Genomic DNA, 25,501 nt, shown 5'->3' on the forward strand with positions numbered 1-25,501 from the left:
AGTCGTGTGATGCTCTCCACCCGCGACCTGGTCGTCGGCTACGACGAGCGGACCGTGCTCGACGGTCTCACCCTGGACCTGCCCACCGACGCGTTCACCGTGATCGTCGGCCCCAACGCGTGCGGCAAGTCCACCCTGCTGCGCACGATGGCCCGACTGCTCACCCCGCGGCACGGCACCGTCCTGCTGGACGGTGCCGCCATCCGTGACCTGCCCACCCGCGACGTGGCCCGCCGGCTCGGAGTCCTGCCGCAGAGCCCGCTGGTGCCCGAGGGCGTCACCGTGGCCGACCTGGTCGGACGCGGCCGGCAGCCGTACCAGCGGTGGTGGCGGCAGTGGTCGTCGTCCGACGCCGCGGCGGTCGACGAGGCGATGACCCTGGCCGACGTGGCCGACCTCGCCGACCGGCCCGTGGACAGCCTCTCCGGTGGCCAGCGGCAACGGGTGTGGATCGCCATGACGCTCGCCCAGGACACCCAGGCGCTGCTCCTGGACGAGCCGACCACCTTCCTCGACCTGGCCCACCAGGTGGAGGTGCTGGACCTGCTGCACCGGCTCCGCGCCGAGCGTGGCCGTACCGTGGTCGCCGTCCTGCACGACCTCAACCAGGCCGCCCGCTACGCCGACCACCTGGTCGCGATGCGCGCCGGCGCGGTCGTGGCCGCCGGCCCACCCCGGGAGATCCTCACCGCCGACCTGGTCCGGGACGTCTTCGGACTGGCCTGCGTCGTCGTGCCCTGCCCGGTGACCGGCGCACCCCTGGTGGTGCCCGCACACACCGGCGGCCCGGTCCTTCCCGCCGCTACCGCTCCTGCCGGGTCCGTTGCGCCGGCCGCTGCCGCTGCCGGGTCCGTTGCGCCGGCTGCTGCTCCTGCCGGGTCCGTTGCGCCGGCTGCTGCTCCTGCCGGGTCCGTTGCGCCGGCTGCTGCTCCTGCCGGGTCCGTTGCGCCGGCTGCTGCTCCTGCCGGGTCCGTTGCGCCGGCTGCTGCTCCTGCCGGGTCCGTTGCGCCGGCCGCTGCGGCTGCTGCTGGCTCTGCGCCGGCTGCTGCTGCCGCTGGCTCTTTGCCGGCCGCTGCTGCTGCCGCTGGCTCTGGCGGCCCCGATTCGTCGACGGCGTCCGTACCGGACGCCCGATCCGCCGACGGCGACGCGGCCACCCCGCTCGCCGGCACGTACCCCTCGAAAGGACACTGATGCGTCGTCTCGTCGCCGCTCTCGCCGCGGCCGTCGCCCTCGGGGTCGGCCTCACCGCCTGCGGTGAGAGCGACCCGGTCGCCGGCTCCGCCACCGGGGAGACCCGGGAGATCACCCACGCCATGGGCACCACCAAGGTCCCGGCCGAACCCAAGCGCGTCGTCGTGCTCGACACCGACAAGATCGACACGGCGCTCTCGCTGGGCATCACGCCCGTCGGCGCGGCCACCGCCGGCGAGGCCAAGAGCTGGCCCACGTACTTCGGCGCGGACAAGCTCGCCGGCATCAAGGAGGTCGGGGTGCTCACCGAGCCCGACCTGGAGGCGATCAACGCCCTCAAGCCGGACCTGATCCTCGGCAGCAAGTTCCGCCAGGAGAAGTTCTACGACGAGCTGGCCGCCATCGCGCCGACCGTGTTCACCGACAAGGTGGGCATCACCTGGAAGGAGAACTTCCTCCTCGACGGCAAGGCCCTCGGCCGTGAGCAGCAGGCCAAGGACCTGCTCGGCGCGTACGAGAAGCGAGCCAAGGACTTCGGCGCCACCCTCGGCGACCCCGCCGCCCGCAAGGTGTCGATCGTGCGGTTCATTCCGGGCAACATCCGGGTGTACGGCCCGGACTCCTTCTCCGGCATCGTCATCGGCGACACCGGTCTGGGCCGCCCCGAGCGGCAGTTGCTCGCCAACAAGGAGGACAAGCGCTTCGACCTGGTCAGCCCCGAGCGGATCAACGAGGTCGACGGCGACGTCATCTTCGTGACCGCGTACGGCGACAAGGCCGCCGCCGAGCAGACCAAGGTGGCCGGCGGAACCCTCTGGAAGGGCCTGGGCGCGGTCAAGGCCGGCAAGGCGTACCCGGTCTCCGACGAGATCTGGATGACCGGCATCGGCGTCGGCGCCGCGAACAAGATCCTCGACGACCTGGCCAAGTACCTCCCCGCCGCCTGACCCTCGCGGCTTCCGCCCACCCTCCAAGATCCGCGCAACTTCGGGGAAACTGCTGCCTCGCGAGCCGATGAGGCAGCAGGATCCCTGAAGTTGCGCGGATCTTGGGACTGGCGCCCGGGTCGGGGTCGGCGCCCGGTTCGGGTCAGGGTCAGCGGGAGCGGGAGCGGAGGGCCTGGCGGAGTTCGTCGAGGAAGCCGTCGAAGTCGTCCCGGAATCGCTTCGCGGTGACGTGCAGCACGATCCAGTCCTCACCGAGAAGGCGGTTGAGCCGCCGCCGGTCCCGGTGGAACTGCTCGGTGTCGTCGTGCCAGAGCCCGTCGTACTCGACGGCGACCTTGAGGTGCGGCCACGCCAGGTCGAGACGGGCCACGAACCTCCCGTCGCGCTCGACCACGAACTGGGTGACCGGTGCCGGCAGACCGGCGAGCACGATCCGCACCCGGAGTCGGGACTCGGGCGTCGACTCCGCGCCCGCGTCTGCCAGTTCAGCGACCCGCACCATCCGCTTCCAGCCTCGGTCGCCGACCCGCTCTCGGGCGTTCGCCCGCAGTGCTGCAAGCGCCACCAGGTGCTTGTGGGCGAGTCGATCCACGATCGCGACGGCCTCCTCCGTCGGCAACCACTGGGCCAGGTCCCAGCAGGAACGCAGCGGCGTGGTGACCGGGATGCCCTGGCGCAGCGTGACGTCGGCCCCGTCGATTGCGCCAGCGTGTACGACGAGTCCCGACACCGGTCCGAATCGCTGACCGCTGGGCACGAGGACGTCGACCGGCGCGTCGCCAGCGATCGACGAGGCGCCGTAGAGCGCCGCCGCACTGCGCCCTGCGATGACCACACCCGGAAGCAGTACCAGTTGTGCGGCGGCGGCACAACGAGCGCGGTGGGTGACCTCCAGTTCAGCATCGGCATAGACGTCTCGGAAGATTGGGCGCCACGCTGAGCTGCGCAGTTCCGCCGGGGTGAGCAGACCGTCCGCGACGGCGCGGGAACCGCGGAAGACGCGCCCCTGCAACCTCGCCGGACGCCGTGGAGAAGCAGGCATGACGACACCCTGACGGGCAGACGCGGCCGCCGGCAGCCCCTGTGGATAACTCCCGCCCAGGGCCAACACGCCAAGATCCGCGCAACTTCAGTGTTCTTGCTGCCTCCCAGTCGCGGGAAGCAGCACTATCCCTGATGTTGCGCGGATCTTGGCGGAGCGCGATCTTGCGGGTGCGGAGCAAGCGCGTGCGGGCAGGGCGGGTGGGGTGCGGTCGGTGCGAGTGGGGTGCGGGCGGCGCGGGTGGGGTGCGGGCGGTGCGAGTGGGTTAGGCGGCGGTGGACCAGATGGCGCGGAAGGCGGCGGCTTCGCCGGCCAGCCAGCGTTCGATCTGCTCGGGCTTGGCGTCGGTGGGCATGCGGTGGGCCTGACCGCGCCGGACGTCGACCAGGACGGGCTCGGCGTGCGGGAGGACGGCGTCCATGTGGCGGGCCATGAGGTGCAGGGTGGCGAGCACGGATTCCTCGCTCGGCGGTGCCTCGTCGAAGTGCAGTCGGACCGCGTCGGCGTGGCCGTCGGCGTGGCGTACGCCGAAGTGGGGGTTGATCTTGACGGGTAGGTCGCCGAGCATGGCCAGAGCGTCGCGGGTCTGGGCCAGGTCGAGGGTTGCCGGGTCGCCGAGGGAGTGCAGCCAGGCCGTGGCGCCGGGCACCAGCGCCTGGTAGAGCGGGCGCCAGCGGGGCTTGACCACGTCGACCACGCCGGCGAGGTGGGTGCCGCCGGTGTGGAAGGCGATGTCGGCCTTGAGCGCCTTGACGAACTGGCCGTGCGGGTTGAAGCCGGAGCGGCTGGCTCGCTGCTTACGCAGACCACCCACGAAGGTGGCCTTCGTGGGGCCGGTGCGGTCGACGTAGCGGGTGAAGCCGAGCAGCGTGGTGTAGGGAGTCAGAGGCGTGGAGGTGGGCGCGGTCACGGGCGTCCTCCCAGTCGTAATCCTGCAGGTCAGGATCTTTATTAGTACATACATTCTAATCGACGGGTCTGACATTGCCCAGCGAAGTTGAGGGGTGGAACCAGGTTCCGGCGACCGCGCAGCGTGTGACATCCGCCGGCTTGTCCGCTCGAACGCCGGGGCGGTCGGCGAAGACGGTCCGCGTAGGGAATACGGCACTTTTGTCGCATTAGTGGCGCTATTGTGCCTTGTGGTCATTGGTCAGGTGTCCAGGGACGTCGTCCCTGCCAGAGGCGCGGCGGTAGAGACCGTCCCGTCCGCCGACTCCTCCGTCCACCGTGACCGCTACCTGAACCTGTTGCGCGCGATCGCCCTGGGTCGCGTCGTGCTCTTCCACGTGACCGGTTGGGTCTGGCTGAGCCTGTTGGTGCCGGCGATGGGTCTGATGTTCGGCATCGCCGGCTCGCTGATGGCGGCATCGCTGGACCGGCACGGTCCGTCGGCCGTGCTCCGGCGGCTGCGCCGGCTGCTGCTGCCGGTCTGGGTGTTCGGCGTGATCACCCTGGCGGTGCTCGCCGTCAGGTGGCGGCCGCAGGGCGTGGGCGAATGGGCTGGACTGGTCTGGTGGATCCTGCCCCTGCGGGTGCCTCCCGTGGGCGGACCGTCCTGGGCCTGGGTGTTCCACATCGGGCTCTGGTACATCGTCACGTACCTCTGGCTGGTGCTGTTGTCGCCAGTCCTGCTGCGGGTGTTCCGACGCTGGCCGTGGCCCAGCATCGGGGTCGCCACCGCCCTGCCGATCGGCGTGCACCTCGCCGGGGTACGCGCCGGATACTTCGTCGCCGCCTACCTGTCCTGCTGGCTGCTGGGCTTCGCCCACCACGACCTGCTGCTGCATCGTGTGCCGTGGCGCTGGTACGGCTGCCTCGTCGCGGGGCTGGCCGTGGCCGGCGGAACGTGGGTGGTCACCGCCATGGTGGCCGGCGTGGCCGTCGACCTCAACCACATCGCGGGTGGCACGACACTGTGGTCAATGGCCCTCGTCGCCGTGCTGTTGAGAGTACGGCCCCGGCTCGTCGGCCGGGTGCCGCTGGGTGCCGTGCTGCGGGTCGTCAACGCGCGGGCGGTCACCATCTACCTCTGGCACATTCCCGCCAGCCTCGGAATGTTCGTGCTGCTCGCGCCGGTGCTCCCGTACACCTCGGTCGCCTCGATCACGGTGCGGCTGGCCGGGGTGTGCCTCCTGACCGCGGGCGCGGTGCTGCTGTTCGGCTGGATCGAGGACGTCGCCGCCCGGCGTCCCCCGACTCTGCTCGGTCCCCGACCGCCCGGCGGCGGACGATACCGCCACCGGGCGCGGCACCTCAGAGCTGGCCGACGTCGGTGATCCGTACGACCGCCGCCCCGACCTCGTCCGAGGCGACGAGGTCCACCTCGGCGCTGATGCCCCAGTCGTGGTCGCCGTCCGGGTCGTCGAAGATCTGCCGGACGGTCCACCGCTCGCGGCCCTGCTCGATCATCAGCAGCGCCGGGCCGCGGGCGTCGGGACCGACGCCGATGGAGTCGTACGCCTCGAAGTAGGGCGCCAGGGCGTCGGCCCACGCGTCGTAGTCCCAGCCGTCGGCGGCGTCCAACTCGGCGAGCAGGTCCCAGCGGCGCAGTGCGGCCAGCTCCACCCGGCGGAACAGCGCGTTGCGCACCAGCACCCGGAACGCCCGTGCGTTGCGGGTCACCGCCGGTGGCCGGTCGCTCAGGGAGGCGTGCGCCTGGGCCACCTCGGCCACGTCGGACGGGTTGCGCAGCCGCTCCCACTCGTCGATGAGGCTGGAGTCGACCTGGCGGACCAGCTCGCCCAGCCACTCGATGAGGTCGATCAGCTCCTCGGTCTTGGCGTCCTCGGGCACGGTCTGGCGCAGCGTCTTGTACGCGTCGGCCAGGTAGCGCAGCACGAGGCCCTCCGAGCGGGTCAGCCCGTAGAACTGCACGTACTCGGTGAAGGTCATGGCCCGCTCGTACATGTCGCGGACGACGGCCTTGGGGGAGAGCTCGTGGTCGGCGACCCAGGGGTGGCCCTGCCGGTACATCTCGTACGCGGCCCCCAGCAGCTCGGCGAGCGGCTTCGGGTGGGTCACCTCGTCGAGCAGTTCGAGGCGGGCCTCGTACTCGATGCCCTCGGCCTTCATCGCGGCGACCGCCTCGCCGCGCGCCTTGAACTGCTGCGCGGACAGGATCTGGCGGGGGTCGTCGAGGATCGACTCGATCACGCTCAGGACGTCGAGGGCGTACGACGGGGACTCGGCGTCGAGCAGCTCGATGGCGGCCAGGGCGAGGGGCGACAGTGGCTGGTTGAGCGCGAAGTCGAGCTGGAGGTCGACGGTGAGACGCACCCGGCGGCCGGTCTCGTCCGGCTCGGGCAGCTCCTCGACGACCCCACCGGCCCGCAGCGCCCGGTAGATGGCGATGGCTCGGCGGATGTGCCGGCGCTGCGCGGCGGGCTCCTCGTGGTTGTCGGTGAGCAGGTGCCGCATCGCCGCGAACGCGTCACCGGGGCGGCCGATCACGTTGAGCAGCATCGAGTGGCTGACCTGGAAGCTGGACGTCAGCGGTTCCGGCTCGGCCTCGACGAGGCGGTCGAAGGTGGGCTGGCCCCAGCCGATCGAGCCCTCCGGTGGCTTCTTGCGGACGACCTTGCGGCGCTTCTTCGGGTCGTCGCCGGCCTTTGCCAGGGCCTTCTCGTTGTCGATGACGTGCTCGGGCGCCTGTACGACGACCCGGCCGATGGTGTCGTACCCGGCCCGGCCGGCGCGCCCGGCGATCTGGTGGAACTCGCGGGCTTTCAGTAGACGGGTACGGACCCCGTCGTACTTGCTCAGGCCGGTGAACAGCACCGTGCGGATCGGCACGTTGATGCCGACGCCCAGCGTGTCGGTGCCGCAGATGACCTTGAGCAGGCCGGCCTGGGCCAGGGTCTCGACCAGGCGGCGGTACTTGGGCAGCATGCCGGCGTGGTGCACGCCGATGCCGTGCCGGACGAGGCGGGACAGCGTCTTGCCGAAGCCGGAGGTGAACCGGAAGCCGCCGATCGCCTGCGCGATCATGTCCTTCTCGGCGCGGGTGCAGACGTTGACGCTCATCAGCGCCTGGGCCCGTTCCAGCGCGGCGGCCTGGGTGAAGTGTACGACGTACACCGGGGCCTGCTTGGTCTCCAGCAGCTCCTCGAGCGTCTCGTGCAGCGGCGTCATCGCGTACGAGAAGATGAGCGGGACCGGCCGCTCGGCCGAGCGCACGACGGCGGTGGGCCGCCCGGTACGGCGGGTCAGGTCGTCGACGAAGCGGGTGGTGTCCCCCAGGGTGGCGGACATCAGGACGAACTGCGCCTGCGGCAGCTCGATGATCGGCACCTGCCACGCCCAGCCCCGGTCGGGCTCGGCGTAGAAGTGGAACTCGTCCATGATCACCTGGCCGACGTCGGCCCGGTCGCCCTCGCGCAGCGCCAGGTTGGCCAGGATCTCCGCGGTGCAGCAGATGATCGGGGCGTCGGCGTTGACGCTGGCGTCGCCGGTGAGCATGCCGACGTTCTCGGCGCCGAAGACCTCGCAGAGCGCGAAGAACTTCTCCGACACCAACGCCTTGATGGGCGCGGTGTAGAACGTCGTCCGGTTGTCGGCCAGGGCCGCGAAGTGCGCCGCGATAGCCACCAGGCTCTTGCCCGAGCCGGTGGGCGTGTTCATGATCAGGTTGGCGCCGGAGACGATCTCGATGACCGCCTCCTCCTGGTGGGGGTAGAGGTCGAGGCCGCGCTCCTTCGCCCAGCCGGCGAACGCGTCGAAGAGGGTGTCGGGGTCGGCGCTTCTCGGCAGCGCGGCGGTGAGCGTCATAGCGTGTCCATGGTGCCTGGATCATGCCCTCCGGCGCCAACCGGCTCGCATTTCCGCGCCGCCGGAAGATCAGTCGGCGCCGCCGGAGGATCAGTCGGCGCCGCCGCAGGATCAGTCAGCGCCGTTGGAAGATCAGATCGGCGACCGGACGGCCCGCGGTGATCGCCCGTCGCTCGAACTTCGTCACCGGGCGGTGCGCCGGGCGCGGCGCGAATCCGCCGTACGCGTCGGCCAGCTCCGGGTCCGCGTCCAGGGTCTCCCGCATCGCCTCGGCGTACTCGGCCCAGTCGGTCGCGCAGTGCAGCACGCCGCCGGGGGTCAGCCGGGACCGCAGCAGGGCCACGTGCGCCGGCTGGATGATCCGCCGCTTGTGATGCCGGGCCTTCGGCCACGGATCCGGAAAGAACACGTGTACGGCGGCCAGCGCGCCCTCCGGCAGGCCGCTGACCAGCTCCAACGCGTCACCCCGAGCCACCCGGACATTCCCCAGGTCAGCGCGGTTCACCAGGTCGAGCAGGTTCGCGATTCCCGGCGTGTGCACCTCGACCGCCAGATAATCTCGGTCCGGGTCGGCGGCGGCCATCGCGGCCGTACTGTCGCCCATTCCCGAGCCGATCTCCAGCACCACCGGGGCCCGGCGGCCGAAGAGGGCGGCCAGGTCGACGGGCTCGCCCGAGACGTCCAGGCCGTAGGAGGACCAGAGTCGGTCCAACGCGTCGGTCTGCCGGCTGCTCATCCGCCCCCGACGGGGGTGGAAGGTGCGGATCGGCCGGCCGGCGGGCGGGACGGCGGCGGGGTCAGGGTCGGTGATGGTCACAGCGATCCGAGCGTACGCGACGTCGTCGGCGGATCGGATGTGATGTGCGACCGGGAATGAGAGGATCCGATTGGTACGGCAGGCCGGGCGGTCCGCTGCCCGGCGCGGTCCGACGGCGTCGAGAGGGGGCATCGTGAGAGTGACCCGCGGCGGCGTGCTCCTGTCGGTGGCGACCATGCTCGCCATCCCGCTGCTGACCAGTGCTCCCGCGCTCGCCGCGCCTGCCGCGCTCGCCGCGCCTGCCGCGCTCGCCGCGCCTGCCGCGCTCGCCGCGCCTGCCGCGCTCGCCGCGCCTGCCGCGACGGTCGCTGCCGTGCCCGCTAACCCGCTCGACCCGCTGCCGGCCGCAGCCGCTCAATCGCTCGACGCCCTGCCGGCCGCAGCCGCTCCTGGTGACCTGCTCGACGCCCGGCCGGTCGCCGCGCCCGCGCCGCAGCCCGGGGGCGTGCCCGGTGGCGCGCCGCAGCCCACTCCCGTGGTGGACGTCTTCGTCGAGGTGAGCCCCAGTACCGTGCAGCCCGGCTACCTGGTCGGCATCCGGGCCAGTTGCCGGGACAACTCGATCGGCGCCACCGTCGTCTCGGACGCGTTCGGCGCCGTCGGTGTACAGCCGCAGCGCGGCGTGCTCACCGCCGCGCCGATGGTGCGCGAGCGCACCCGTCCCGGCAACTACCGGGTCAAGCTGGAGTGCCCCGACGGCGAGACGGCGTCGACCATGTTGCAGGTGGTCAAGAAGATGCCCTCTCCGCATCCCAGTCGAGGCCCGGCAACCGGCTTCGGTGGCAGCGCCGGAGGGATGACCGGCAAGCTGCTGCTGCCCAGCGGCGCGGCGCTCACGGTCGCCGGGCTGGTCATCGCCGTGGTGGCCCTGCGCCGGCCCCGTACCGTCCGTGGCCTCGGACGCCGCTGAGCCCGCCATGGAGATCTTCCGCCCGACCCCGCCGCCGCCCGGCTCGCGTCCGCCCACGGGCTCGCGTCCCCCCGCCGGCGCGTGGCTGCCCGGCGATGCCCGCCCGCCGGGCGATCCGCGCCCGTCCGCTGTCGCACGCCCGTCCGGCGATGCCCGGCAATCCGGCGAGGCACGGCAGTCCGGGGATACGCGGTCGCGCAGTGACGGGGGGCCTTCGCCGCGCGCCCGCCCATCGCGCGTTCCTGCCGAGCGGCCGGCGGTGGCCGCCCGTCCGCCGACCGCCGTCGCGCCCCGGCGCAGCCGTCCGACGGGGCGCAGCCCCTGGTCCGTGCCGCTCGCCGTGGTGCTGGTGCTGCTGGGCGTGTTCGCCACCGGCGCGGGACTGGGTCGTTCGGTCGGCCCGCTCGACCTGGCTCCGGCCGGCGGTGACCGTCCGGCCCGCAGCGAGACGGTCGGGTTGTCGGCGAGCCGTCCGGTGCGCCTCACCGTCCCGGCGATCAAGGTCGCCGCGCCGGTGGCGCCGGTGGGACAGGCGTCGGACGGCACGATCGCCGTACCGCCGCTGGAGAAGCACAACGAGACCGGCTGGTACGACCGTGGGCCGACACCCGGCGAGCCCGGTCCGGCCGTCATCGTCGGGCACGTGGACACCAAGAGTGGGCCGTCGGTCTTCTACGACCTGGGCAAGCTGAAGCCCGGTGACCTCATCGAGGTGGCCCGGGCGGACCGCTCGACGGTGGTGTTCAAGGTCGACACCGTCGAGCGCTTCCCGAAGGACCAGCTACCCGCCGAGCGCATCTACGGGCACGAGGGGCCCGCCGGGCTTCGGCTCATCACCTGCGGCGGCCAGTTCCTCGGCGGTCGCACCGGCTACGCCGACAACGTGATCGCGTTCGCCACGCTCCAGTCGTCGCGCAAGCCCTGACCCGGGGCTGACCCGCGCCCGACTCGCCTTGATCAACACGAGGTCGGCGATATCGGGGTGTCCCGGTGGCCCGGACACCCCCGTTTCCCCGAACCCGAGTCGATCTCGGCAATACCGGTCAGGGCTGGGGGACGTGCAGGGCCACCTCGAACTCCAGCAGGCTCGCGCCGCTGGACACCGGCGGGCGGGGCGTCTCGCCGGGGGCGGTGGCGTGGGCGGCCCGGGCCGAGCCGGAGGCCCAGGCCTGGTAGGCCTCCTCGCTCTCCCACCGCGTGTAGACGAAGTAGCGGGTCTCGCCGGCCACCGGGCGGAGCAGTTCGAAGCCGAGGAAGCCGGGGGAGCCTTCCACCGCGCCGGCCCGCGCCGCGAACCGCTTCTCCAACTCGGGGCCGGCCCCGGGCGGGACCTCGATTGCGTTGATCTTCACGACTGCCATCTGCCCACCCTAGCCAGCGCCGGCGCTCTCGCGGCGGGAGCGAGGAATCAGAACGCCTCGACCGCCGGCACCAGGTCGGCGTCGACCACGATCGGCGCGTGGTCGGAGGGGCCCTTGCCCTTGCGGGCCTCCCGGTCGACGTACGCCGAGCGGACGGCCCGGCTGAACGGCGCGGAGGCGTACACCAGGTCGATTCTCATGCCCTTGTTCTGGTGGAACATCCCGGCGCGGTAGTCCCAGTACGTGAAGGGGTGCGGCCCCTTCATGGGCGTCGGCACCACGTCGTTGAGGCCGAGGTCGCGCAGCGCGGCGAGGGCGGCCCGTTCGGCCGGGGTGACGTGCGTGGAGTGGGTGAACACCGCCGGGTCCCAGACGTCGGCGTCGGTCGGGGCGACGTTGAAGTCACCGCAGACGGCCAGCGGCAGGCCGCCGGCCAACTCCGCCTCCAGCGCGTCGCGCAGCGCCGCGAACCAGGCCAGCTTGTACGCGTAGTGCGGGTCGTCGGGTGTGCGCCCGTTGGGGACGTACACCGACCAGACCCGCACCCCGTCGCAGGTGGCGGAGATGGCCCGGGCCTCCGGCTCGGGGAAGCCCGGCTCGTCCGCGAAGCCGACGCGGACGTCGTCGAGGCCGACCCGGGACAGGATCGCGACCCCGTTCCAGCGGCCGTCGCTGTGGCTGGCCACCGTGTAGCCCAGCTCGCCCACCTCGGCGACCGGGAACGCGCCGTCGGGGCACTTCGTCTCCTGTAGGCAGACGACGTCGGGCCCGGTGCCGGCCAGCCATTCCAGCAGCCGGGGGAGCCGGGCCTTCACCGAGTTCACGTTCCAGGTCGCCAGGCGCATACGTCCACCCTGCCGTATCCGCCGCCGCGACGCCGCCTCAGCCGCGTGCCGTGTCGCCGCCCAGCTGCCCCCAAGGGCCGCCGGGTCAGCTTCCGGGTGTGTCGCCGGGGCGGGTCTGTTCGGCCAGGAACCGTTCCAGCTCGGCGCCGAGCTCGTCGGCGGTGGGCAGCGGGCCGGCGTCCGGGGCGAGCAGGCTCCGCTCGCCGCGACCGCGGGCGAACGCGTCGTACTGCTCCTCCAGGGCCTGGACCAGCGCGGCGGCGTCCTCGGTCTGGGCGACCTGCCGGTCGATCTCCACCCGGACCACCTCGGCGGCCGAGCGCAGGCCGTCGCCGGGCAGCAGGAGCCCGGTGCTGCGGGAGACGGCGCTCAGCAGCACCTCGGCGGCGGCCGGGTACTCGGTCTGCGCCACGTAGTGCGGCACGTGGGCGGCGAAGCCGAGCGCGTCGCGGCCCTGCTCGCCGAAGCGGAACTCCAGCAGGTGGCCGACGCTGCCGGGCACCTGGACCCGTTGCAGCCACGGCTCGTACCCGCTGATCAGTTCGGGGCGGGTGGCGTGGGCGGTCACACCGGTCGGCCGGGTGTGCGGGACCGCCATCGGGATCGAGTTGAGCCCGACGGTGAGCCGTACGTCCAGCCGGGCGGCGAGCCCTGCCACGGCGGCGGTGAACCGCTCCCACTGAAGATCCGGCTCGGGGCCGGTGAGCAGCAGGAACGGCGTCTCGTCGTCGTCGTTCAGCAGGTGCAGCTCCAGTTTCGGCGCGTCGAAGCTTTCCCAGTGGTCCTCGTTGAAGGTCATCACCGGGCGCCGGGAGCGGTAGTCGAAGAGCTGATCCACGTCGAAGGTGGCGATCGGCCGACCCTCGAGCGAGGTGAGCAGTTGCTCGCGGGCCAGCCGGCTGGCGTTGCCGGCGTCCACGAACCCGGTGAGGGCCTGAATCAGGACCGGCTGCCCGAGGTCGGGCAGATCGTCGGTGAGCTGGTAGAGCTCGTGTGGGTCGAGCACCGGTGCGGACCTCCCTGGAATGTGCCTGTTCGGGTGCCGTCGCGACGGACAGCATCCGGTTCGGGCAACGTACCCGCCATCCTGGCGCATTCCTGTGTCGGGCGATCCGTCGCCCGCCCGGTGGGCACGATCGGACGAACCACCCGATTACGCCAATCGGCCGATGGGCGCTTCAGCCCAAAGGCCGAGTTTGTCGATCATGTCGGGACCTGCGGACCGATGTCCGTCCCTGTCGCCGCCCGTGCCGGCCTGCCCGCCGCGCCGCTTTCCTCCGGTACGCGAGGTTCGTTCCTCGGGCGGGTCGACCGGCCCCGCTCGTCCACCGGTAGGGCCCGATTGTGTGGCGATGACCACGTGATCACCGTGCGTGATCGGGGTTCCGGTCTGCCTAGCCTCGGCTGATGCGTGACGACGGCACCCTCGACGACCCGTACGCCCCGAGTGGCCCCACTGCCGAAACGGAGGAAGGCACCTCAGCCGAACGGACAACCACCGCGAGTCGGCTTCGGGCGTACGCCCGCGACCTGAGCGGTCGACGCCGCGCCCAGGTGGCGCTCGCCACCGGCGTGGTCTGCTGTCTCGGTCTGGGCGCCGCCGTGCAGGTCCGGAGCGACGCCGGCGCTCAGTCGCGCGAGAAGACCTCCGGCGTCGAGCTGGCGGAGCGCGTCGAGCAGCAGGCCGCGTCCCGCGCGCTCGACCGCTCGGCGGTCCCGTCCGCCACCCCGTCGGCGTCCACCACCCCGGCCGACCCGGACGTCACCCCCCGCGCACGCAAGATCGTCCCGGCGAAGCCGACCCGCCCGGCGCCGGTCGCCGGCCTGGACGAGGACCAGATGGAGAACGCCCAGGCGATCGTCCGTACCGGCCGCAAGATGGGCATCCCGCGCCGTGGCCTGGTCATCGCGGTGGCGACCGCCATGCAGGAGAGCAACCTCTACAACGTCGCCAGCGGCGTCCTGCCGGAGTCCCAGGACTACCCGCACCAGGGCGTCGGCTGGGACCACGACTCGGTCGGGCTGTTCCAGCAGCGCTCCAGCAGCGGCTGGGGTCCGGTCGGTCGGTTGATGGACCCGGAGTTCGCGACCCGGCAGTTCCTCACGGCGCTCGAACAGGTGCCCGGCTGGCAGCAGATGCGCCTCACCGACGCCGCGCAGGCGGTGCAGGTCTCCGCGTACCCCGAGCACTACCAGCAGCACGAATGGCGGGCCACCCGGGTCGTCGACGCCATCTCGCCGACCAGGCGGTAACCTACCGGCCATTGTGGACGGTGAGGGTTGAGCCTGTCGCGTCCCGGGTACATCCGTTGCGGGTTCGGGGTACACATGACTGAGGGATCACCGACAGGAGGACGTTATGTCTCTGATGCAGCGGATCAGCACCTTTCTGAGATCACCCAAGGGTCAGCAACTGGTGGACCGGGGTCGGCGCGAGCTGGCCAAGCCGGAGAACCAGCAGAAGCTCAAGGGACTGGCCAGCCGCCTGTCCAACCGCCGTCGCTGACCGCGCCACCGGCCGTCCTGCCCGTACCCACCCCTGGGGAGACCCGGTGACCGATACCCCGCCCGTCGGCGGTCAACCCGCCGCGCCCACCCCCGAGCCGTCGGCCGACCTGCCGGCCGCGCCGGCGGTCACGCCCGAAGGCCCGCCGGCGCGGCTGTGGGACCGGATGCGTGACGATCCGCAGTACGCCCCGGAGCACCTCGCGCTGGAGGCGGTGCGCCGACTCGGGCCGGAGGCCGCGCAGTGGGCCGCCCGGGCCCGCAACGAGCACCCCGGCGTCTCGTCGGACGTCCTGGCCGACCAGGCGGTCCGCAAGTTCGTCAACCTGGCCCGCCTGTCCGGGGCGGTCTCCGGCGCGGCCGGACTGCCCGGCGCGGTCTTGGACGTCGGCGTGCTGGCCTGGACGCAGGCGCGGATGGTCCTGCACATCGCCGCCGCGTACGACGTCGACCCCCTGCACGGCGACCGGGCCACCGACCTGCTCGTGCTCCAGCGGGTGCACAAGGTCGCCGAGAGCGCCCGCCTGGCGCTCGGGGTGGCCGCCGGTCGGGAGCGCGCCGACGCGCTCTTCGGCCTGGGCGGTCAGCGTCCGCTGGGTCGGGTGATGTTGCAGCTCGGCGTCCGGCTCGCTCAGATGGCCGGCGTGCGGGCGGCCAAGCGACTCGTCGCCAAGATCGTTCCGGGTGCGGCGATCGTGCTCGGCACCTGGGCGAACTCGTCCGCCACGAAGGACCTGGCCGAGCGCTCCCGCGCGCTCTACGGTCGCCGGGGCCCCGCCGTTCCGGAGCCCCGCCAACCCTGATCCGCGAATGCGGGCGAGGTGGCCTCAGTCGGCCAGCCCGGAAGCGCGCCAGGTCACCTCGGCCAGCCGGTCCTGACCGCTGGCGTTGGGGTGGAACCAGTCCAGCGGGTTGAGCAGGTCCAGGGTGAAGCGCACCCGGTGCGCCGCGCCGCCGTCGTGCCGGCAGCGCGAGCCGTACGCCCGGCAGGCCGCCACCAACTGCACGTTGTACGCGTCGATCCGTTCCCGGACGGCGGCCCGGCGGGCCTTGTCGGCGGGCGCGTTCGACGTCGCGTTGGCCAGCAACGCCGGGCAGATGCCCCGCTTCCACGCGCGCGTCGCCCGCCCGTCGTCGTGCCCGACCTCCCAGAGCCGGTACAGGTCGGGGATGCTCACCACCAGCACCCGGGCCTTGGGCCGGCCGGTGCGCAACGCCCGCAGGCCCCGGTCGACGTCCGTACGGAACGTGGTCACCGGGGTCATCGCGTCCACCCCGCCCCGGCAGATGTCGTTGGCGCCGATCAGCACGGTGACGTAGTCGGCGCGGTCGCGGACGGCTCCCTGGGCCTGGCCTTCGAGGGCGTCGGCGCGAGCGCCCGGCCGCGCGTGGTTGTACGCCCGGCCGCGGATAGCGGAGTCCTGGTCGAGGAGCCGCCGGTAGTGACTGTCCACCCGCAGGCCGTCCCCGGTCGACCAGGAGTTGCGCTCGCAGGAGGTGAGGACCAGGCAGGAGGCGAAGCCGGTGCTGATCGAGTCGCCGAGCGCGGCGATGCCGCCGGGGCCGCCGGATGACGGCGTGCTCTTCGTGGGGCGCGGTGACGCCGACGTGCCACCCTCGCAGGCCAGCGCCACCAGAGCGGCGAGGCAGGCCAGGGCGGCGATCCAGCGTCGAGGCATGACTTCCCCTGTCTCGCAGCGCAGAGCGACAGCGCGGTAACTCTATGCGCTGGACCCGGTCAGGCGGGAAGTTGCTGTCGGGTATGCGGCGAAGGGGCCTCGGGCCTGCCCTCGGGATGCTATAAGCGCCGCCGCGCGTGGAGCCGTCGGTCACCGGTTAACACCCCCGATCGCGGGTAGATCGTGAGGTATGACGAGATCGCAGCCCCGGCGCGCCCGTGGCACGGTTGGCCACGCGTACAGCGCCCTCAACCTGCGGCTCACCCTCGCCAGCTTCGGGCTGGTGACCATGGTGGTCTTCGCGGTGCTCGCGTTCTGGGCCGGGATCGCCTGGCTCGGCGTGCTCTGCGCGATCCTCGCGGTGGTCGCCGTGGTCGATCTGGTCGTGATCCAACGCCGCCGCGCCGCCCGCCGCCGCGAGGAGCCGGGCGTACGACACTCGCTGTTCGAGTGACAGGAGAACAAGATGCCGCACATCGCCACCACCAACCCCGCCACCGGTCAGGTGCTCAAGACCTACGAGGCGATGTCCACCGAACAGATCGACGCCGCCATCGAGCGCACCGATCTCGCGTACCGGCAACTGCGCGGCACAGGCGTCGACGAGCGCGCCCGGTGGATGAACGCCGCCGCCGACCTCCTCGACGCCGAGCGGGACGAGATCGCCCGGATCATGACCACGGAGATGGGCAAGACGTACGCCGCCGCCCAGGCCGAGGTGACCAAGTGCGCCACGGCCGCCCGCTTCTACGCCGACAAGGCCCCGGCGTTCCTCGCCGACGAGCCGGCCGACGCCGCCGCCGTGAAGGCGACCCGGGCGTTCATCCGCTACCAGCCGATCGGCGTCGTGCTCGCGGTGATGCCGTGGAACTTCCCGCTCTGGCAGGTGATGCGCTTCGCCGCCCCGGCGCTGATGGCCGGCAACACCGGCCTGCTCAAGCACGCCTCGAACGTGCCGCAGACCGCGCTGCTGCTGGAGGACGTGTTCCGCCGCGCCGGCTTCCCGGAGGGCGCGTTCACCACCCTGCTGGTCGGTTCCGACGCCGTCGAGCGCATTCTCGCCGACCCCCGGGTACGCGCCGCGACCCTCACCGGCAGCGAGGCTGCCGGACGGTCGATCGCGCAGATCGCCGGTCGGGAGCTGAAGAAGACGGTGTTGGAGCTGGGCGGCAGCGACCCGTTCGTGGTGATGCCCTCGGCGGACCTGGACCGCGCCGCCGAGGTGGCCACCACCGCCCGCTGCCAGAACAACGGCCAGTCCTGCATCGCCGCCAAGCGCTTCATCGTGCACACCGACGTCTTCGACGCGTTCGCCGAGAAGTTCGCCGCGAACATGGCCGCGCTGCGCGTCGGCGACCCCATGGACGCGGACACCGACGTGGGGCCGCTGGCCAGCGAGCGCGGCCGCGACGAGGTGCACGCCCAGGTACGCGACGCGGTGGACAAGGGCGCGACCGTGCTCTGCGGCGGTGAGCTGCCCACCGGCGACGGATGGTTCTATCCGCCGACGGTCGTCACGGATCTGACGCCGCAGATGCGGATGTGGTCCGAGGAGGTGTTCGGGCCGGTCGCCGGCCTGTACCGGGTGTCGTCCTACGACGAGGCCATCGAGGTGGCCAACGGCACGAGCTTCGGTCTCGGGTCGAACGCCTGGACCAGGGACACGGCCGAGCAGGAGCGCTTCGCCACCGACCTGGACGCCGGCAACGTGTTCGTCAACGGCATGACCACCTCGTACCCGGAGCTGCCCTTCGGCGGCGTGAAGAACTCCGGCTACGGGCGGGAGCTGTCCGAGCTGGGCATGCGGGAGTTCTGCAACATCAAGACGGTGTGGGTGGGCGAGGGGGCGGCGTCGGCCGGCGCGGGCGCGCACGCCGAGTAGCACGCATCACCGGACGTCGTCGTGGGTAGGAGGTGCGCCCATGACGACGTTCGGGTTCCACGCCTCCCACGAGCAGATCAACCCCCGCGCCCTGCTGGAAGCGGTGATGCACGCCGAGCGGGCCGGCTTCGACGCCGCCATGTGCTCCGACCACTTCTCCCCGTGGAGCGAACGGCAGGGCGAATCCGGCTTCGCCTGGTCCTGGCTCGGCGCCGCCCTACAGGCCACGGGCATGCCGTTCGGCGTCGTCAACGCGCCCGGCCAGCGGTACCACCCGGCGATCATCGCGCAGGCGATCGGCACCCTCGGCGCGATGTACCCGGGCCGGTTCTGGGCGGCCCTGGGCACCGGCGAAGCCAGCAACGAGCACATCACCGGCGACGCGTGGCCGCGCAAGGACGTCCGCTCCGCCCGGCTGCGCGAGTGCGTGGACGTGATCAGGGCGCTGCTGGCCGGCGAGGAGGTCAGCCACGACGGCCTCGTCCGGGTGGACCGGGCCCGGCTGTGGACCCGCCCCGAGGAGCCGCCCGCGCTGGTCGGAGCCGCCGTCAGCGTGGCGACCGCCCGCTGGTGCGCCGAGTGGGCCGACGGCCTGATCACCGTGAACGCGCCCGTGGAGCACCTGCGCGCGATGATCGACGCGTACCGGGACGCCGGTGGCCGTGGACCGTTGCACCTCCAGGTGCACGTCTCCTGGGCGCAGGAGCAGGCGCAGGCCGAGGCGATCGCGTACGACCAGTGGCGCAGCAACGTCTTCGCCCCGCCGGTCTGCTGGGACCTGGAGACCGTGGAGCACTTCGACGTGGTCTCCGCCGACGTGCCGCCCGAGCGGGTCGCCGAGGTGGTGAACGTCTCGGCCGATCTGGGCCGGCACGTCGGCTGGCTGGAGGAGTACGTGGCGCTCGGCTTCGACCAGATCGCCCTGCACCACGTCGGTCAGGAGCAGCGCGGGTTCATCGACGCGTTCGGCGCCGAGGTGCTGCCGAAGTTGCGCCCGGCCGGCTGATCGGGCGTCGACGACGCGACCCCTAGGCTCGTACCCCATGGAAAGCCTGTTTCCGGTCGTCGTCTTCCTGGCGATCGCCACCCTGGGCGCGGCGCTGGCCCGCCGGCTCGGCCTGCTCGCGCCGATCCTGCTTGTCGTACTCGGATTGGCCCTGTCCTATGTCCCGGGCTTCCCGCAGATCCACCTTGAGCCGGAGCTGGTGCTGATCGGCATCCTGCCGCCGCTGCTGTACGTCGCGGCGCTGGAGACGTCGGTGCCCGCGTTCAAGAACAACATCCGGCCGATCCTGCTGCTCGCCGTGGGTCTCGTGCTGTTCACCGCCTTCGCGGTGGGCGTCGTGCTGCACCTGCTGCTGCCGCAGGTGCCGTTCGCGATCTGCCTGGCCCTCGGCGCGGTGGTCGCGCCGCCGGACGCGGTGGCCGCCACCGCGGTCGCCCGCCGCGTCGGGCTGCCCCGCCGGGTGGTCACCATCCTGGAGGGGGAGAGCCTGGTCAACGACGCCACCGCGCTGGTGCTGCTGCGGGTCGCGACCATGGCCACCATCGGTACGACCGTCGGTACGGCGGACGTGGCCGTCGAGGTGCTGCGCGCGACCGGCGGCGGCATCCTGATCGGTGCCCTCGGGGCGGTGGTCTTCGGCTTCGTGCACCGGCGGATCAGCGACCCGCTGCTGGACAACGCGCTGTCGTTGATCATCCCGTTCGCGGTGGTGTTCACGGCCGAGCACGTGCACGCCTCCGGTGTGGTCGCCGTGGTCGTCACCGGCCTGGCCCTCGGCCACAAGCTGCCGCAACTGCTGTCGGCGGCGTCCCGGTTGCAGACCGGTGCGTTCTGGCGGCTGGTGCGGTTCCTGCTCGAAGGGCTGGTCTTCCTCCTGGTCGGGCTGCAACTGCGGGACGTGCTGCGGGACCTCGACGAGCCGGTCGGCTCCCTCGTCCTGATCACCGTGGCGGTGTTGGCCACCGTCTTCCTGACCCGTTTCGTCTGGCTCTTCCCGGCCACCTACCTGGCCCGGCTGGTTCCCCGCATCCGCCGCCGGGACGCGGCCCCCTCCCCGAAGTTCCCGATCATCATCGGCTGGGCCGGGATGCGGGGCGTGGTGACGCTCGCCGCCGCCCTGGCCCTGCCGCTGACGCTCGCCGAGGACGAGCCGTACCCGCGGGCCCTGTTCATCTGGCTGGCCTTCGCGGTGATCGTGGTCACGTTGGTCGGCCAGGGCGCCACTCTCCCGATGGTCGCGCGCCGCCTGAACCTGCCGCAGGACGACCCGGTACAGGACGCCCTGTCCGCGGCCGGGGTGCAGCAGCAGGCCAGCAGGGCAGCGCGGGACCGCCTGGAGGAACTGGCCGACAGCGCTCCGGCGCCGGTCGTCGACCGGCTGCGCCGGGTGCTCGAGGACCGCACCAACATGGCCTGGGAACGGCTCGGCGGCGACGAGCGGGAAACCCCCTCGCAGGCGTACGGTCGGCTGCGACAAGAAATGATCGACGCCGAGCGTGACGTCTTCCGGGCTGCCCGGGATTCCGGTCGGATTCCTGAGGAGGTACTGGTGCAGGCCTACCGTGACCTGGACCTGGAAGAGTCGCTGCTGCGGCAGGAGGTGGACCAGTGAGCTGTCAGCACCTGACCGAGGCCGGCACCGCCGAGCCCCGTACCCCCGACGAGTGCGCCGACTGCGTCGCCATCGGCAACACCTACTGGGTGCACCTGCGTACCTGCCTGAGCTGCGGGCAGGTCGGCTGCTGTGACTCGTCGCCGAACCAGCACGCGAGCAAGCACTTCGCGTCCACCGGTCACCCGGTGATCCGCTCGGCGCAGCCGGGCGAGGCCTGGCGGTGGTGCTTCGTCGACGAGGAGATCGGCTGACGTTCAGCCGAGCCGGCGCACGAGCAACTGCCCCGGCCACGGCTCACGCCCCGGCCGGACCACCGTGAACGGTTCGGTCGGGGTGAAGCCACAGCCCTCGTAGAACCGGACGAGCGCCCGGTCGTCGCCGCCGTAGCAGTCCACCCGCAACAGCCCCAGCCCTCGTTCCCGAGCCAGGCCGGCGGCGTGGTCCAGCAGCCGGGCCCCGATGCCCAGACCGGCGTACGCCCGGTCGGTGACGAGCAGCCGGACGTACAGCTCCGGCTCGGTGGCCGGGGGCACGTGCTCGGTGGCGGCGCCCACCACCAGCGCACCGACCGGCTGGTCGCCCCGCATCGCCAGGTGCAGGTCGCCGCTGGCGGCCCACTCCTCGGCGCGGGCGATCTGGCCGGGATCGGTGGACGGCGGCCGCGTGCCCCACTGGCCGGTCCGCCCGCGCTCGACGAGCCAGGCGGTAGCGACGTCGAGCAGCCGCAACACGGCCTCGGCGTCAGCCGGGCCGCCGCGACGAATGGTGATGGTCGACTGATCGGTCATGCCCCGCATCCTGCTACATCCGGCCGGAACCCACTGCCGGCCGAGCGCGGTTCCGGTCTCGCCGGCCTGCCCTCCGGGTCCATGGCTTGCGCTCGTATCCGGGCAGACCCAGGGTGCTTACGTCCGCCGGTGGTAGTGGTTGCGGCGGGGGAGCTGGTCCGGGTCGAGCCAGGCCGGCGGGACGAATTCGGGGTGGACGCCGCCGCCGAGTCGGACCGTCCACTCGCCGTGGTGGAGGTGGCGGTGGTGGTGGCCGCAGAGGAGCACGGAGTTGGTCAGGCTGGTGTCGCCGCCGTCGGCCCAGTGGTGGATGTGGTGGGCGTCGCACCAGCGGGGTGGTCGGTCGCAGCCGGGGAAGGCGCAGCCGCGGTCGCGTAGGACCAAAGCGCGGCGCAGGGGACCGGTGACGAGTCGGCGTTGCCGGCCGACGTCGAGTGTCTGGCCGGCGCTGCCGAGGACGGCGGGCAGGATGGCGGCGTCGCAGGCGAGGCGACGGACCGTTTCCGGGGTGAGCTGTGGGCCGGTGTCGAGGGGTGCCGGTATCGAGCTGCCGGGCCAGCACGTCGAAGCTGGTGGTCACCACGATCTGGGCCGGCTCCCCGCCGTGGTCGGGCAGTTCGCCGGTGCGGAGCGCGAGCCGGCACAGGTCGGCGAGCGCGTCGTGCCGGCGTTGCCCGGGGCAGCGCGGGTCGTCCGGACCGGACGACGCGGTCAGTGGGTCGAGGGCGGCACGCAGCAGGCCGGCCGCCTCGGCGTCCAGGTGACCGGAGAGCCGCAGCCGGCCGTCGCGGAGCTCGGAGAGCGTGACATGACGGTCGCGGTCGGCCCGGCGCGCCTCGGCGTCCAACGCCGCCCGGGCGGCGGCTTCGGCAAGCTCGGGGGCCACGTGGTCGAGGACCCGGGTGCCCAGCTTGCGCAGCAGGGTCGGATCGAACTGCCCGGCCCACCCGATGAGGACGCCGACCGCCTTGTCGGCCGCCTCGGCGCCGGCGGCCGTGTGCACCGTCTGGACGGTCTCGCCGATGACCCGCGCCTGCTCGACGGTGATGTCTCCCTCGGCCAGCGCAGCGCGCACCCCGGGCGCTCCCGCATCGAGCGCCCCGGCGAGATCGACCAGTCGGCGCGTGGCGCAACCGTCGAGCCGCAGCCGATCGCGCAACCACACCGCCGTCGACGACGCGCCCTGCGCCCGGGCCGTGCCCCGACCGTCCACCTCACGCACCAGCGCCAGTTGCACGGCCGCCAGGCGCTGCGCGAGCCGGTGCGCGGCGTCGAGGGCCGCGACGAGATCGTGCTCGGGGAGGGCCCAGACCACGGCGTCGAGGCAGTCGGCGACCGCCGCCTCCGCCTGCGCCAAGCCCTCCAACATGGACTAAGGCTAGAACAGGTGTACGACAAATTCCGGGACTGAACGCGGTGACGGCGAACCATCTTGTGGTGCCGGTCAAAAGGCCGCCCGCTGAGCGGGCGACGCCCCACCGCATGGTTTGGCGGATCAGTCGTCGAGGCAGTCGGCCAGGCGTTCCGTAGCGAGGCAGGAGATGAGGCAGCGTTCCTTGGCGTCGCCGCTGAGGCGGGCGGTCCAATCGGTGAGCCCGCCATCGCCGATCTCCAGATCGCCGTTCCGGACGGTGATCCGCAGGGCGCAGCCGGTGTAGTAGCCGCGACCACGCGTGCGGTCCGGCTCGTCCACCAGCGGCACCGGCCCCCGGGCCAGGACCGGTCGAACGCTGTCGGCCAGCCGTTCGCGGATGACGTGGTCGTCGAGGGCCGTGACGTGCAACTGGGGCGCCGCCGCCGGCAACAGGTCGGCGAGGACGGTCTGCCAGTAGGTGAGATGACGGATCAGCAGACGTGCCTGCGTGACCCCCGAACCGACGTCCCGCGCGCTGGACACCAGGGCGAAGAGACGGAAGTGCGCCGATGCGCCGCCGCCGAAGTCCTGCGCCCGCAGCACGCGATGGGCGGCCGCGAGATGCACCTCGCCCTGTTGGCGGCGACGCACGGACGCCTCGATCGCGAGCGCGTTGGTGGGGTCGCTCAGCACCTCGCTGGCGCGCATCGTGGTGACGATCCTGTTCTGGCTGCCGGGCGCGACCGCCGTGCAGGTGCCCACCGGTACGACCGGCGAGAGCTCCACTCCGGATACGTCGGCGGGCAGCAGGTGCCACATCCGTGCCTCCACCCGTGCGAGCACGCGAGGGTCCACGGTGGCCGGACGGACGAAGCGATCCTCGCGCCAGCGGCGTACCACCTCCGGAGGGCGTACTGACGCCGCGCGGTCGCGGGCCACGCCCAACAGCAGAGTACGCAGGTTCGCGCCGGAGAGACCGGCCAGCGCGGCCCGCGCTCCCTCTGGAAGCTCCCCCCACACCCGACGCTCGGCGTCGGTCAGTTCACCGCGGTCCACCGCTCTCACGATGGCCGACGGGGCGAACCCGGCCAACCGGGTTTACCCGCGCGGCGCGGGACGGGGCATCGGGCGTCGAACCTGCCACCTATGCTCACCGACGGCCGGAGCGGGACGGGAGACACAGGTTGATCAATGCGGTCTTCTTCGATGTCGGCGGGGTGATTCTCGACGAGTCCCGCGAGTTCGCCGCCTGGGCCGACTGGCTCGGCGTCCCACGACACACGTTCTCGGCGGTCTTCGGCGCGGTCGTCGCGAGGGGCCTGGACTACCGGGAGACGTTCCGTGCCTTCCGGCCCGACTTCGACCTGGAGGTCGAGCTTGCCCGTCGAGCCGCCGCCGGCCAGCCGGAAGCGTTCGACGCGGACGACCTCTACCCGGACGCGCGTGGGTGTCTGACCGCCCTTCGTGACCAGGGTCTGCTGGTGGGCCTGGCCGGTAACCAGCCGGCCCACGCCGAGGCGACCCTTCGCTCTCTCGACCTCGACGTGGACGTGGTCGGCACGTCGTACGGATGGGGCGTGGCGAAGCCGGCACCGGCCTTCTTCGAGCGGGTCGTGGCCGAGGGCGGCGGCGATCCGTCGTCGATCCTGTACGTCGGCGACCGACCCGACAACGACGCCCGTCCGGCTCAGGAGGCGGGGATGAAGACGTGCCTGATCCGGCGCTCGCCGTGGGGGCACATCCTCGACCTGCCGTCCGTGGCCGACCGGTGCCTGTTCCGCATCGACTCGCTGCACGAGCTGCCGGACCTGATCGCCGCACACAACAGCCGAGCCGAACAGCCGGGCGGGGCGCGGTCGTAGGGTTTCGCTGTGACCGTCCGGAGGATGCCAGCCGCGGAGGTTCCCGTCTCTGTCGAACTGGTGCGCGGTCTGCTCGGTGAGCAGCACCCCGATCTGGCGGACCTGCCGGTCGAGATTCTCACCAACGGCTGGGACAACCTGGTGTGCCGGCTCGGCGAGGAGTTGCTGGTCCGGTTGCCGCGCCGCGTCATTGCCGCCGAGCTCATCGCGCACGAGCAGCGGTGGCTGCCGGAGCTGGCCGGCCGCCTGCCGTTACCGGTGCCGGCGCCGCTGCGTGTCGGTCGGCCGACGACCCGGTACCCCTGGTCGTGGAGTGTCGTGCCGTTCTTCCCGGGCCGGATCGTGGCGCTGTCCGCGCCCGGCGATCCCTGGGCGGCGGCGGCGACGCTCGGCGGTTTCCTGGACGCGCTGCACATCCCGGCTCCTCCGGAGGCGCCCGTCAACCCGTTACGCGGGATTCCTCTGGCCGGCCGCGCCTCGGGGGTGCTGAACGGGCTCGCGCACGTCGATCCGACCGATCGTGCCGCCGCGCTGCGGATCTGGGAGGTGGCTGTCGCCGCACCCGTTTGGGAGGGTCCGCCGCTGTGGCTGCACGGGGACCTTCACCCCGCCAACATCCTCGTCGATCAGGGCCGGATCAGCGCTGTGATCGACTTCGGGGACATCACCTCGGGTGATCCCGCGACCGATCTGTCCGTGGCCTGGATGCTGTTCACGGCCGAGCAGCGTGCTGCTCTTCGCCAGGCGTACGGCCGTGCGGACGACGGGACCTGGCAGAGGGCGCGTGGGTGGGCTCTCGCTCTGTCGCTGGTGTTCCTGACGCACTCGGAGGACAACCCCCTGATGCGCGGCATCGGCGAGCGTGCCCTCCGCCTGGTGCTGGACTCGTGATGGCGAACGGGTGGTCCTGGTGGCCGCCCACGGGGG

Annotated in this window: 24 protein-coding genes and 2 pseudogenes; 15 read left to right on the forward strand and 11 right to left on the reverse strand. The window is 72.3% G+C overall.

What is annotated here, in order from left to right:
• Positions 1-9: 9 nt before the first annotated feature.
• Together ACQPZK_RS10470 and ACQPZK_RS10475 are read left to right on the forward strand one after the other, a co-directional pair.
• Positions 10-774, forward strand: a pseudogene (locus ACQPZK_RS10470) (ABC transporter ATP-binding protein); the annotation flags it as partial.
• Positions 775-1,193: 419 nt separating this feature from the next.
• The gene (locus ACQPZK_RS10475) at positions 1,194-2,141 is read left to right on the forward strand and encodes an ABC transporter substrate-binding protein (RefSeq protein ID WP_433538105.1); all 948 of its coding nucleotides are present in this window, start codon (positions 1,194-1,196) and stop codon (positions 2,139-2,141) included.
• Positions 2,142-2,289: 148 nt separating this feature from the next.
• Here the strand turns inward: ACQPZK_RS10475 and ACQPZK_RS10480 are convergent, their stop codons facing one another.
• Both ACQPZK_RS10480 and ACQPZK_RS10485 read right to left on the reverse strand, forming a co-directional pair.
• The gene (locus ACQPZK_RS10480) at positions 2,290-3,183 is read right to left on the reverse strand and encodes a hypothetical protein (RefSeq protein WP_433538106.1); all 894 of its coding nucleotides are present in this window, start codon (positions 3,181-3,183) and stop codon (positions 2,290-2,292) included.
• 265 nt (positions 3,184-3,448) lie between these two features.
• Complete coding sequence (locus ACQPZK_RS10485) at positions 3,449-4,093, reverse strand: hypothetical protein (RefSeq protein WP_433538107.1); 645 nt, start codon at positions 4,091-4,093, stop codon at positions 3,449-3,451.
• Positions 4,094-4,337: 244 nt separating this feature from the next.
• Here ACQPZK_RS10485 and ACQPZK_RS10490 point away from each other — a divergent pair, with 244 nt between their 5' ends.
• Positions 4,338-5,459, forward strand: coding sequence for an acyltransferase family protein (locus tag ACQPZK_RS10490; protein ID WP_433538108.1), 1,122 nt, complete (start codon positions 4,338-4,340; stop codon positions 5,457-5,459).
• Here the strand turns inward: ACQPZK_RS10490 and ACQPZK_RS10495 are convergent.
• Together ACQPZK_RS10495 and trmB are read right to left on the reverse strand one after the other, a co-directional pair.
• Positions 5,437-7,950 carry a DEAD/DEAH box helicase gene (locus ACQPZK_RS10495; protein WP_433538109.1) on the reverse strand — a complete coding sequence of 838 codons (2,514 nt, stop codon included), beginning with the start codon at positions 7,948-7,950 and terminating at the stop codon, positions 5,437-5,439. The two genes, ACQPZK_RS10490 and ACQPZK_RS10495, sit on opposite strands and share 23 nt — an antisense overlap.
• A 115-nt stretch (positions 7,951-8,065) precedes the next feature.
• Positions 8,066-8,767, reverse strand: coding sequence for a tRNA (guanosine(46)-N7)-methyltransferase TrmB (gene trmB / locus ACQPZK_RS10500; RefSeq protein WP_433538110.1), 702 nt, complete (start codon positions 8,765-8,767; stop codon positions 8,066-8,068).
• A 130-nt stretch (positions 8,768-8,897) separates the two neighbouring features.
• Between trmB and ACQPZK_RS10505 the strand changes: the two genes are divergently transcribed.
• Both ACQPZK_RS10505 and ACQPZK_RS10510 read left to right on the forward strand, forming a co-directional pair.
• Complete coding sequence (locus ACQPZK_RS10505) at positions 8,898-9,677, forward strand: hypothetical protein (RefSeq protein WP_433539168.1); 780 nt, start codon at positions 8,898-8,900, stop codon at positions 9,675-9,677.
• Positions 9,678-9,936: 259 nt separating this feature from the next.
• Positions 9,937-10,602, forward strand: coding sequence for a class F sortase (locus tag ACQPZK_RS10510; RefSeq protein WP_433538111.1), 666 nt, complete (start codon positions 9,937-9,939; stop codon positions 10,600-10,602).
• Positions 10,603-10,720: 118 nt separating this feature from the next.
• Here the strand turns inward: ACQPZK_RS10510 and ACQPZK_RS10515 are convergent, their stop codons facing one another.
• The 3 genes from ACQPZK_RS10515 to ACQPZK_RS10525 all read right to left on the reverse strand — a co-directional run bounded on the left by ACQPZK_RS10515 (position 10,721) and on the right by ACQPZK_RS10525 (position 12,889).
• Complete coding sequence (locus ACQPZK_RS10515) at positions 10,721-11,038, reverse strand: antibiotic biosynthesis monooxygenase family protein (RefSeq protein WP_433538112.1); 318 nt, start codon at positions 11,036-11,038, stop codon at positions 10,721-10,723.
• 47 nt (positions 11,039-11,085) lie between these two features.
• Positions 11,086-11,883, reverse strand: coding sequence for an exodeoxyribonuclease III (locus tag ACQPZK_RS10520; protein WP_433538113.1), 798 nt, complete (start codon positions 11,881-11,883; stop codon positions 11,086-11,088).
• A gap of 85 nt (positions 11,884-11,968) precedes the next feature.
• The gene (locus tag ACQPZK_RS10525) at positions 11,969-12,889 is read right to left on the reverse strand and encodes a proteasome assembly chaperone family protein (RefSeq protein WP_433538114.1); all 921 of its coding nucleotides are present in this window, start codon (positions 12,887-12,889) and stop codon (positions 11,969-11,971) included.
• A 401-nt stretch (positions 12,890-13,290) separates the two neighbouring features.
• On the opposite strand from ACQPZK_RS10525, the gene ACQPZK_RS10530 reads away from it, so the two are divergent.
• The 3 genes from ACQPZK_RS10530 to ACQPZK_RS10540 all read left to right on the forward strand — a co-directional run bounded on the left by ACQPZK_RS10530 (position 13,291) and on the right by ACQPZK_RS10540 (position 15,191).
• Positions 13,291-14,136: a peptidase M23 gene (locus ACQPZK_RS10530; RefSeq protein WP_433538115.1), complete on the forward strand. Its 846-nt coding sequence runs from the start codon at positions 13,291-13,293 to the stop codon at positions 14,134-14,136.
• A 106-nt stretch (positions 14,137-14,242) separates the two neighbouring features.
• The gene (locus ACQPZK_RS10535; RefSeq protein ID WP_355050252.1) at positions 14,243-14,389 is read left to right on the forward strand and encodes a hypothetical protein; all 147 of its coding nucleotides are present in this window, start codon (positions 14,243-14,245) and stop codon (positions 14,387-14,389) included.
• Positions 14,390-14,435: 46 nt separating this feature from the next.
• Positions 14,436-15,191 carry an EcsC family protein gene (locus ACQPZK_RS10540; protein ID WP_433538116.1) on the forward strand — a complete coding sequence of 252 codons (756 nt, stop codon included), beginning with the start codon at positions 14,436-14,438 and terminating at the stop codon, positions 15,189-15,191.
• A 24-nt stretch (positions 15,192-15,215) separates the two neighbouring features.
• Here ACQPZK_RS10540 and ACQPZK_RS10545 read toward each other — a convergent pair whose 3' ends face one another.
• The gene (locus tag ACQPZK_RS10545) at positions 15,216-16,067 is read right to left on the reverse strand and encodes a GDSL-type esterase/lipase family protein (protein WP_433538117.1); all 852 of its coding nucleotides are present in this window, start codon (positions 16,065-16,067) and stop codon (positions 15,216-15,218) included.
• A gap of 190 nt (positions 16,068-16,257) precedes the next feature.
• On the opposite strand from ACQPZK_RS10545, the gene ACQPZK_RS10550 reads away from it, so the two are divergent.
• The 5 genes from ACQPZK_RS10550 to ACQPZK_RS10570 are packed head-to-tail and all read left to right on the forward strand — an operon-like array spanning position 16,258 to position 20,821.
• Positions 16,258-16,521: a DUF6343 family protein gene (locus ACQPZK_RS10550; protein ID WP_433538118.1), complete on the forward strand. Its 264-nt coding sequence runs from the start codon at positions 16,258-16,260 to the stop codon at positions 16,519-16,521.
• Positions 16,522-16,533: 12 nt separating this feature from the next.
• A complete protein-coding gene (locus ACQPZK_RS10555) occupies positions 16,534-17,949 on the forward strand; it encodes an NADP-dependent succinic semialdehyde dehydrogenase (RefSeq protein ID WP_433538119.1) in 1,416 nt (471 codons plus the stop codon).
• A gap of 40 nt (positions 17,950-17,989) precedes the next feature.
• Positions 17,990-18,955, forward strand: coding sequence for a TIGR03885 family FMN-dependent LLM class oxidoreductase (locus ACQPZK_RS10560; RefSeq protein ID WP_433538120.1), 966 nt, complete (start codon positions 17,990-17,992; stop codon positions 18,953-18,955).
• A 37-nt stretch (positions 18,956-18,992) separates the two neighbouring features.
• Positions 18,993-20,567 carry a Na+/H+ antiporter gene (locus ACQPZK_RS10565; RefSeq protein WP_433538121.1) on the forward strand — a complete coding sequence of 525 codons (1,575 nt, stop codon included), beginning with the start codon at positions 18,993-18,995 and terminating at the stop codon, positions 20,565-20,567.
• Positions 20,564-20,821, forward strand: coding sequence for a UBP-type zinc finger domain-containing protein (locus ACQPZK_RS10570; RefSeq protein WP_421475686.1), 258 nt, complete (start codon positions 20,564-20,566; stop codon positions 20,819-20,821). The genes ACQPZK_RS10565 and ACQPZK_RS10570 overlap by 4 nt, the downstream gene beginning before the upstream one ends.
• A 3-nt stretch (positions 20,822-20,824) precedes the next feature.
• On the opposite strand, the gene ACQPZK_RS10575 is transcribed toward ACQPZK_RS10570, so the two are convergent.
• The 3 genes and pseudogenes from ACQPZK_RS10575 to ACQPZK_RS10585 all read right to left on the reverse strand — a co-directional run bounded on the left by ACQPZK_RS10575 (position 20,825) and on the right by ACQPZK_RS10585 (position 23,768).
• The gene (locus ACQPZK_RS10575) at positions 20,825-21,358 is read right to left on the reverse strand and encodes a GNAT family N-acetyltransferase (protein ID WP_433538122.1); all 534 of its coding nucleotides are present in this window, start codon (positions 21,356-21,358) and stop codon (positions 20,825-20,827) included.
• A 117-nt stretch (positions 21,359-21,475) separates the two neighbouring features.
• Positions 21,476-22,727, reverse strand: a pseudogene (locus ACQPZK_RS10580) (DUF222 domain-containing protein).
• Positions 22,728-22,853: 126 nt separating this feature from the next.
• A complete protein-coding gene (locus ACQPZK_RS10585; RefSeq protein ID WP_433538123.1) occupies positions 22,854-23,768 on the reverse strand; it encodes a hypothetical protein in 915 nt (304 codons plus the stop codon).
• Between the two features lie 128 nt (positions 23,769-23,896).
• On the opposite strand from ACQPZK_RS10585, the gene ACQPZK_RS10590 reads away from it, so the two are divergent.
• Both ACQPZK_RS10590 and ACQPZK_RS10595 read left to right on the forward strand, forming a co-directional pair.
• Positions 23,897-24,574, forward strand: a complete 678-nt coding sequence (locus ACQPZK_RS10590) for an HAD family hydrolase (RefSeq protein WP_433538124.1) — start codon at positions 23,897-23,899, stop codon at positions 24,572-24,574.
• A 24-nt stretch (positions 24,575-24,598) separates the two neighbouring features.
• On the forward strand, positions 24,599-25,465 hold the full coding sequence (locus tag ACQPZK_RS10595) for an aminoglycoside phosphotransferase family protein (protein ID WP_433538125.1): 867 nt from the start codon (positions 24,599-24,601) through the stop codon (positions 25,463-25,465).
• Positions 25,466-25,501: the final 36 nt, after the last annotated feature.

This window comes from Micromonospora sp. CA-249363 (assembly GCF_050950185.1).
Lineage (GTDB): Bacteria > Actinomycetota > Actinomycetes > Mycobacteriales > Micromonosporaceae > Micromonospora.

Excerpts from the sequence above, each read along its gene's own strand:
- ACQPZK_RS10475 (WP_433538105.1), top strand. The coding sequence starts at position 1,194 with ATGCGTCGTCTCGTCGCCGCTCTCGCCGCGGCCGTCGCCCTCGGGGTC.
- ACQPZK_RS10480 (WP_433538106.1), bottom strand. The coding sequence starts at position 3,183 with ATGCCTGCTTCTCCACGGCGTCCGGCGAGGTTGCAGGGGCGCGTCTTC.
- ACQPZK_RS10495 (WP_433538109.1), bottom strand. The coding sequence starts at position 7,950 with ATGACGCTCACCGCCGCGCTGCCGAGAAGCGCCGACCCCGACACCCTC.
- ACQPZK_RS10515 (WP_433538112.1), bottom strand. The coding sequence starts at position 11,038 with ATGGCAGTCGTGAAGATCAACGCAATCGAGGTCCCGCCCGGGGCCGGC.
- ACQPZK_RS10520 (WP_433538113.1), bottom strand. The coding sequence starts at position 11,883 with ATGCGCCTGGCGACCTGGAACGTGAACTCGGTGAAGGCCCGGCTCCCC.
- ACQPZK_RS10530 (WP_433538115.1), top strand. The coding sequence starts at position 13,291 with ATGCGTGACGACGGCACCCTCGACGACCCGTACGCCCCGAGTGGCCCC.
- ACQPZK_RS10535 (WP_355050252.1), top strand. The coding sequence starts at position 14,243 with ATGTCTCTGATGCAGCGGATCAGCACCTTTCTGAGATCACCCAAGGGT.
- ACQPZK_RS10545 (WP_433538117.1), bottom strand. The coding sequence starts at position 16,067 with ATGCCTCGACGCTGGATCGCCGCCCTGGCCTGCCTCGCCGCTCTGGTG.
- ACQPZK_RS10550 (WP_433538118.1), top strand. The coding sequence starts at position 16,258 with ATGACGAGATCGCAGCCCCGGCGCGCCCGTGGCACGGTTGGCCACGCG.
- ACQPZK_RS10555 (WP_433538119.1), top strand. The coding sequence starts at position 16,534 with ATGCCGCACATCGCCACCACCAACCCCGCCACCGGTCAGGTGCTCAAG.
- ACQPZK_RS10560 (WP_433538120.1), top strand. The coding sequence starts at position 17,990 with ATGACGACGTTCGGGTTCCACGCCTCCCACGAGCAGATCAACCCCCGC.
- ACQPZK_RS10565 (WP_433538121.1), top strand. The coding sequence starts at position 18,993 with ATGGAAAGCCTGTTTCCGGTCGTCGTCTTCCTGGCGATCGCCACCCTG.
- ACQPZK_RS10575 (WP_433538122.1), bottom strand. The coding sequence starts at position 21,358 with ATGACCGATCAGTCGACCATCACCATTCGTCGCGGCGGCCCGGCTGAC.
- ACQPZK_RS10595 (WP_433538125.1), top strand. The coding sequence starts at position 24,599 with ATGCCAGCCGCGGAGGTTCCCGTCTCTGTCGAACTGGTGCGCGGTCTG.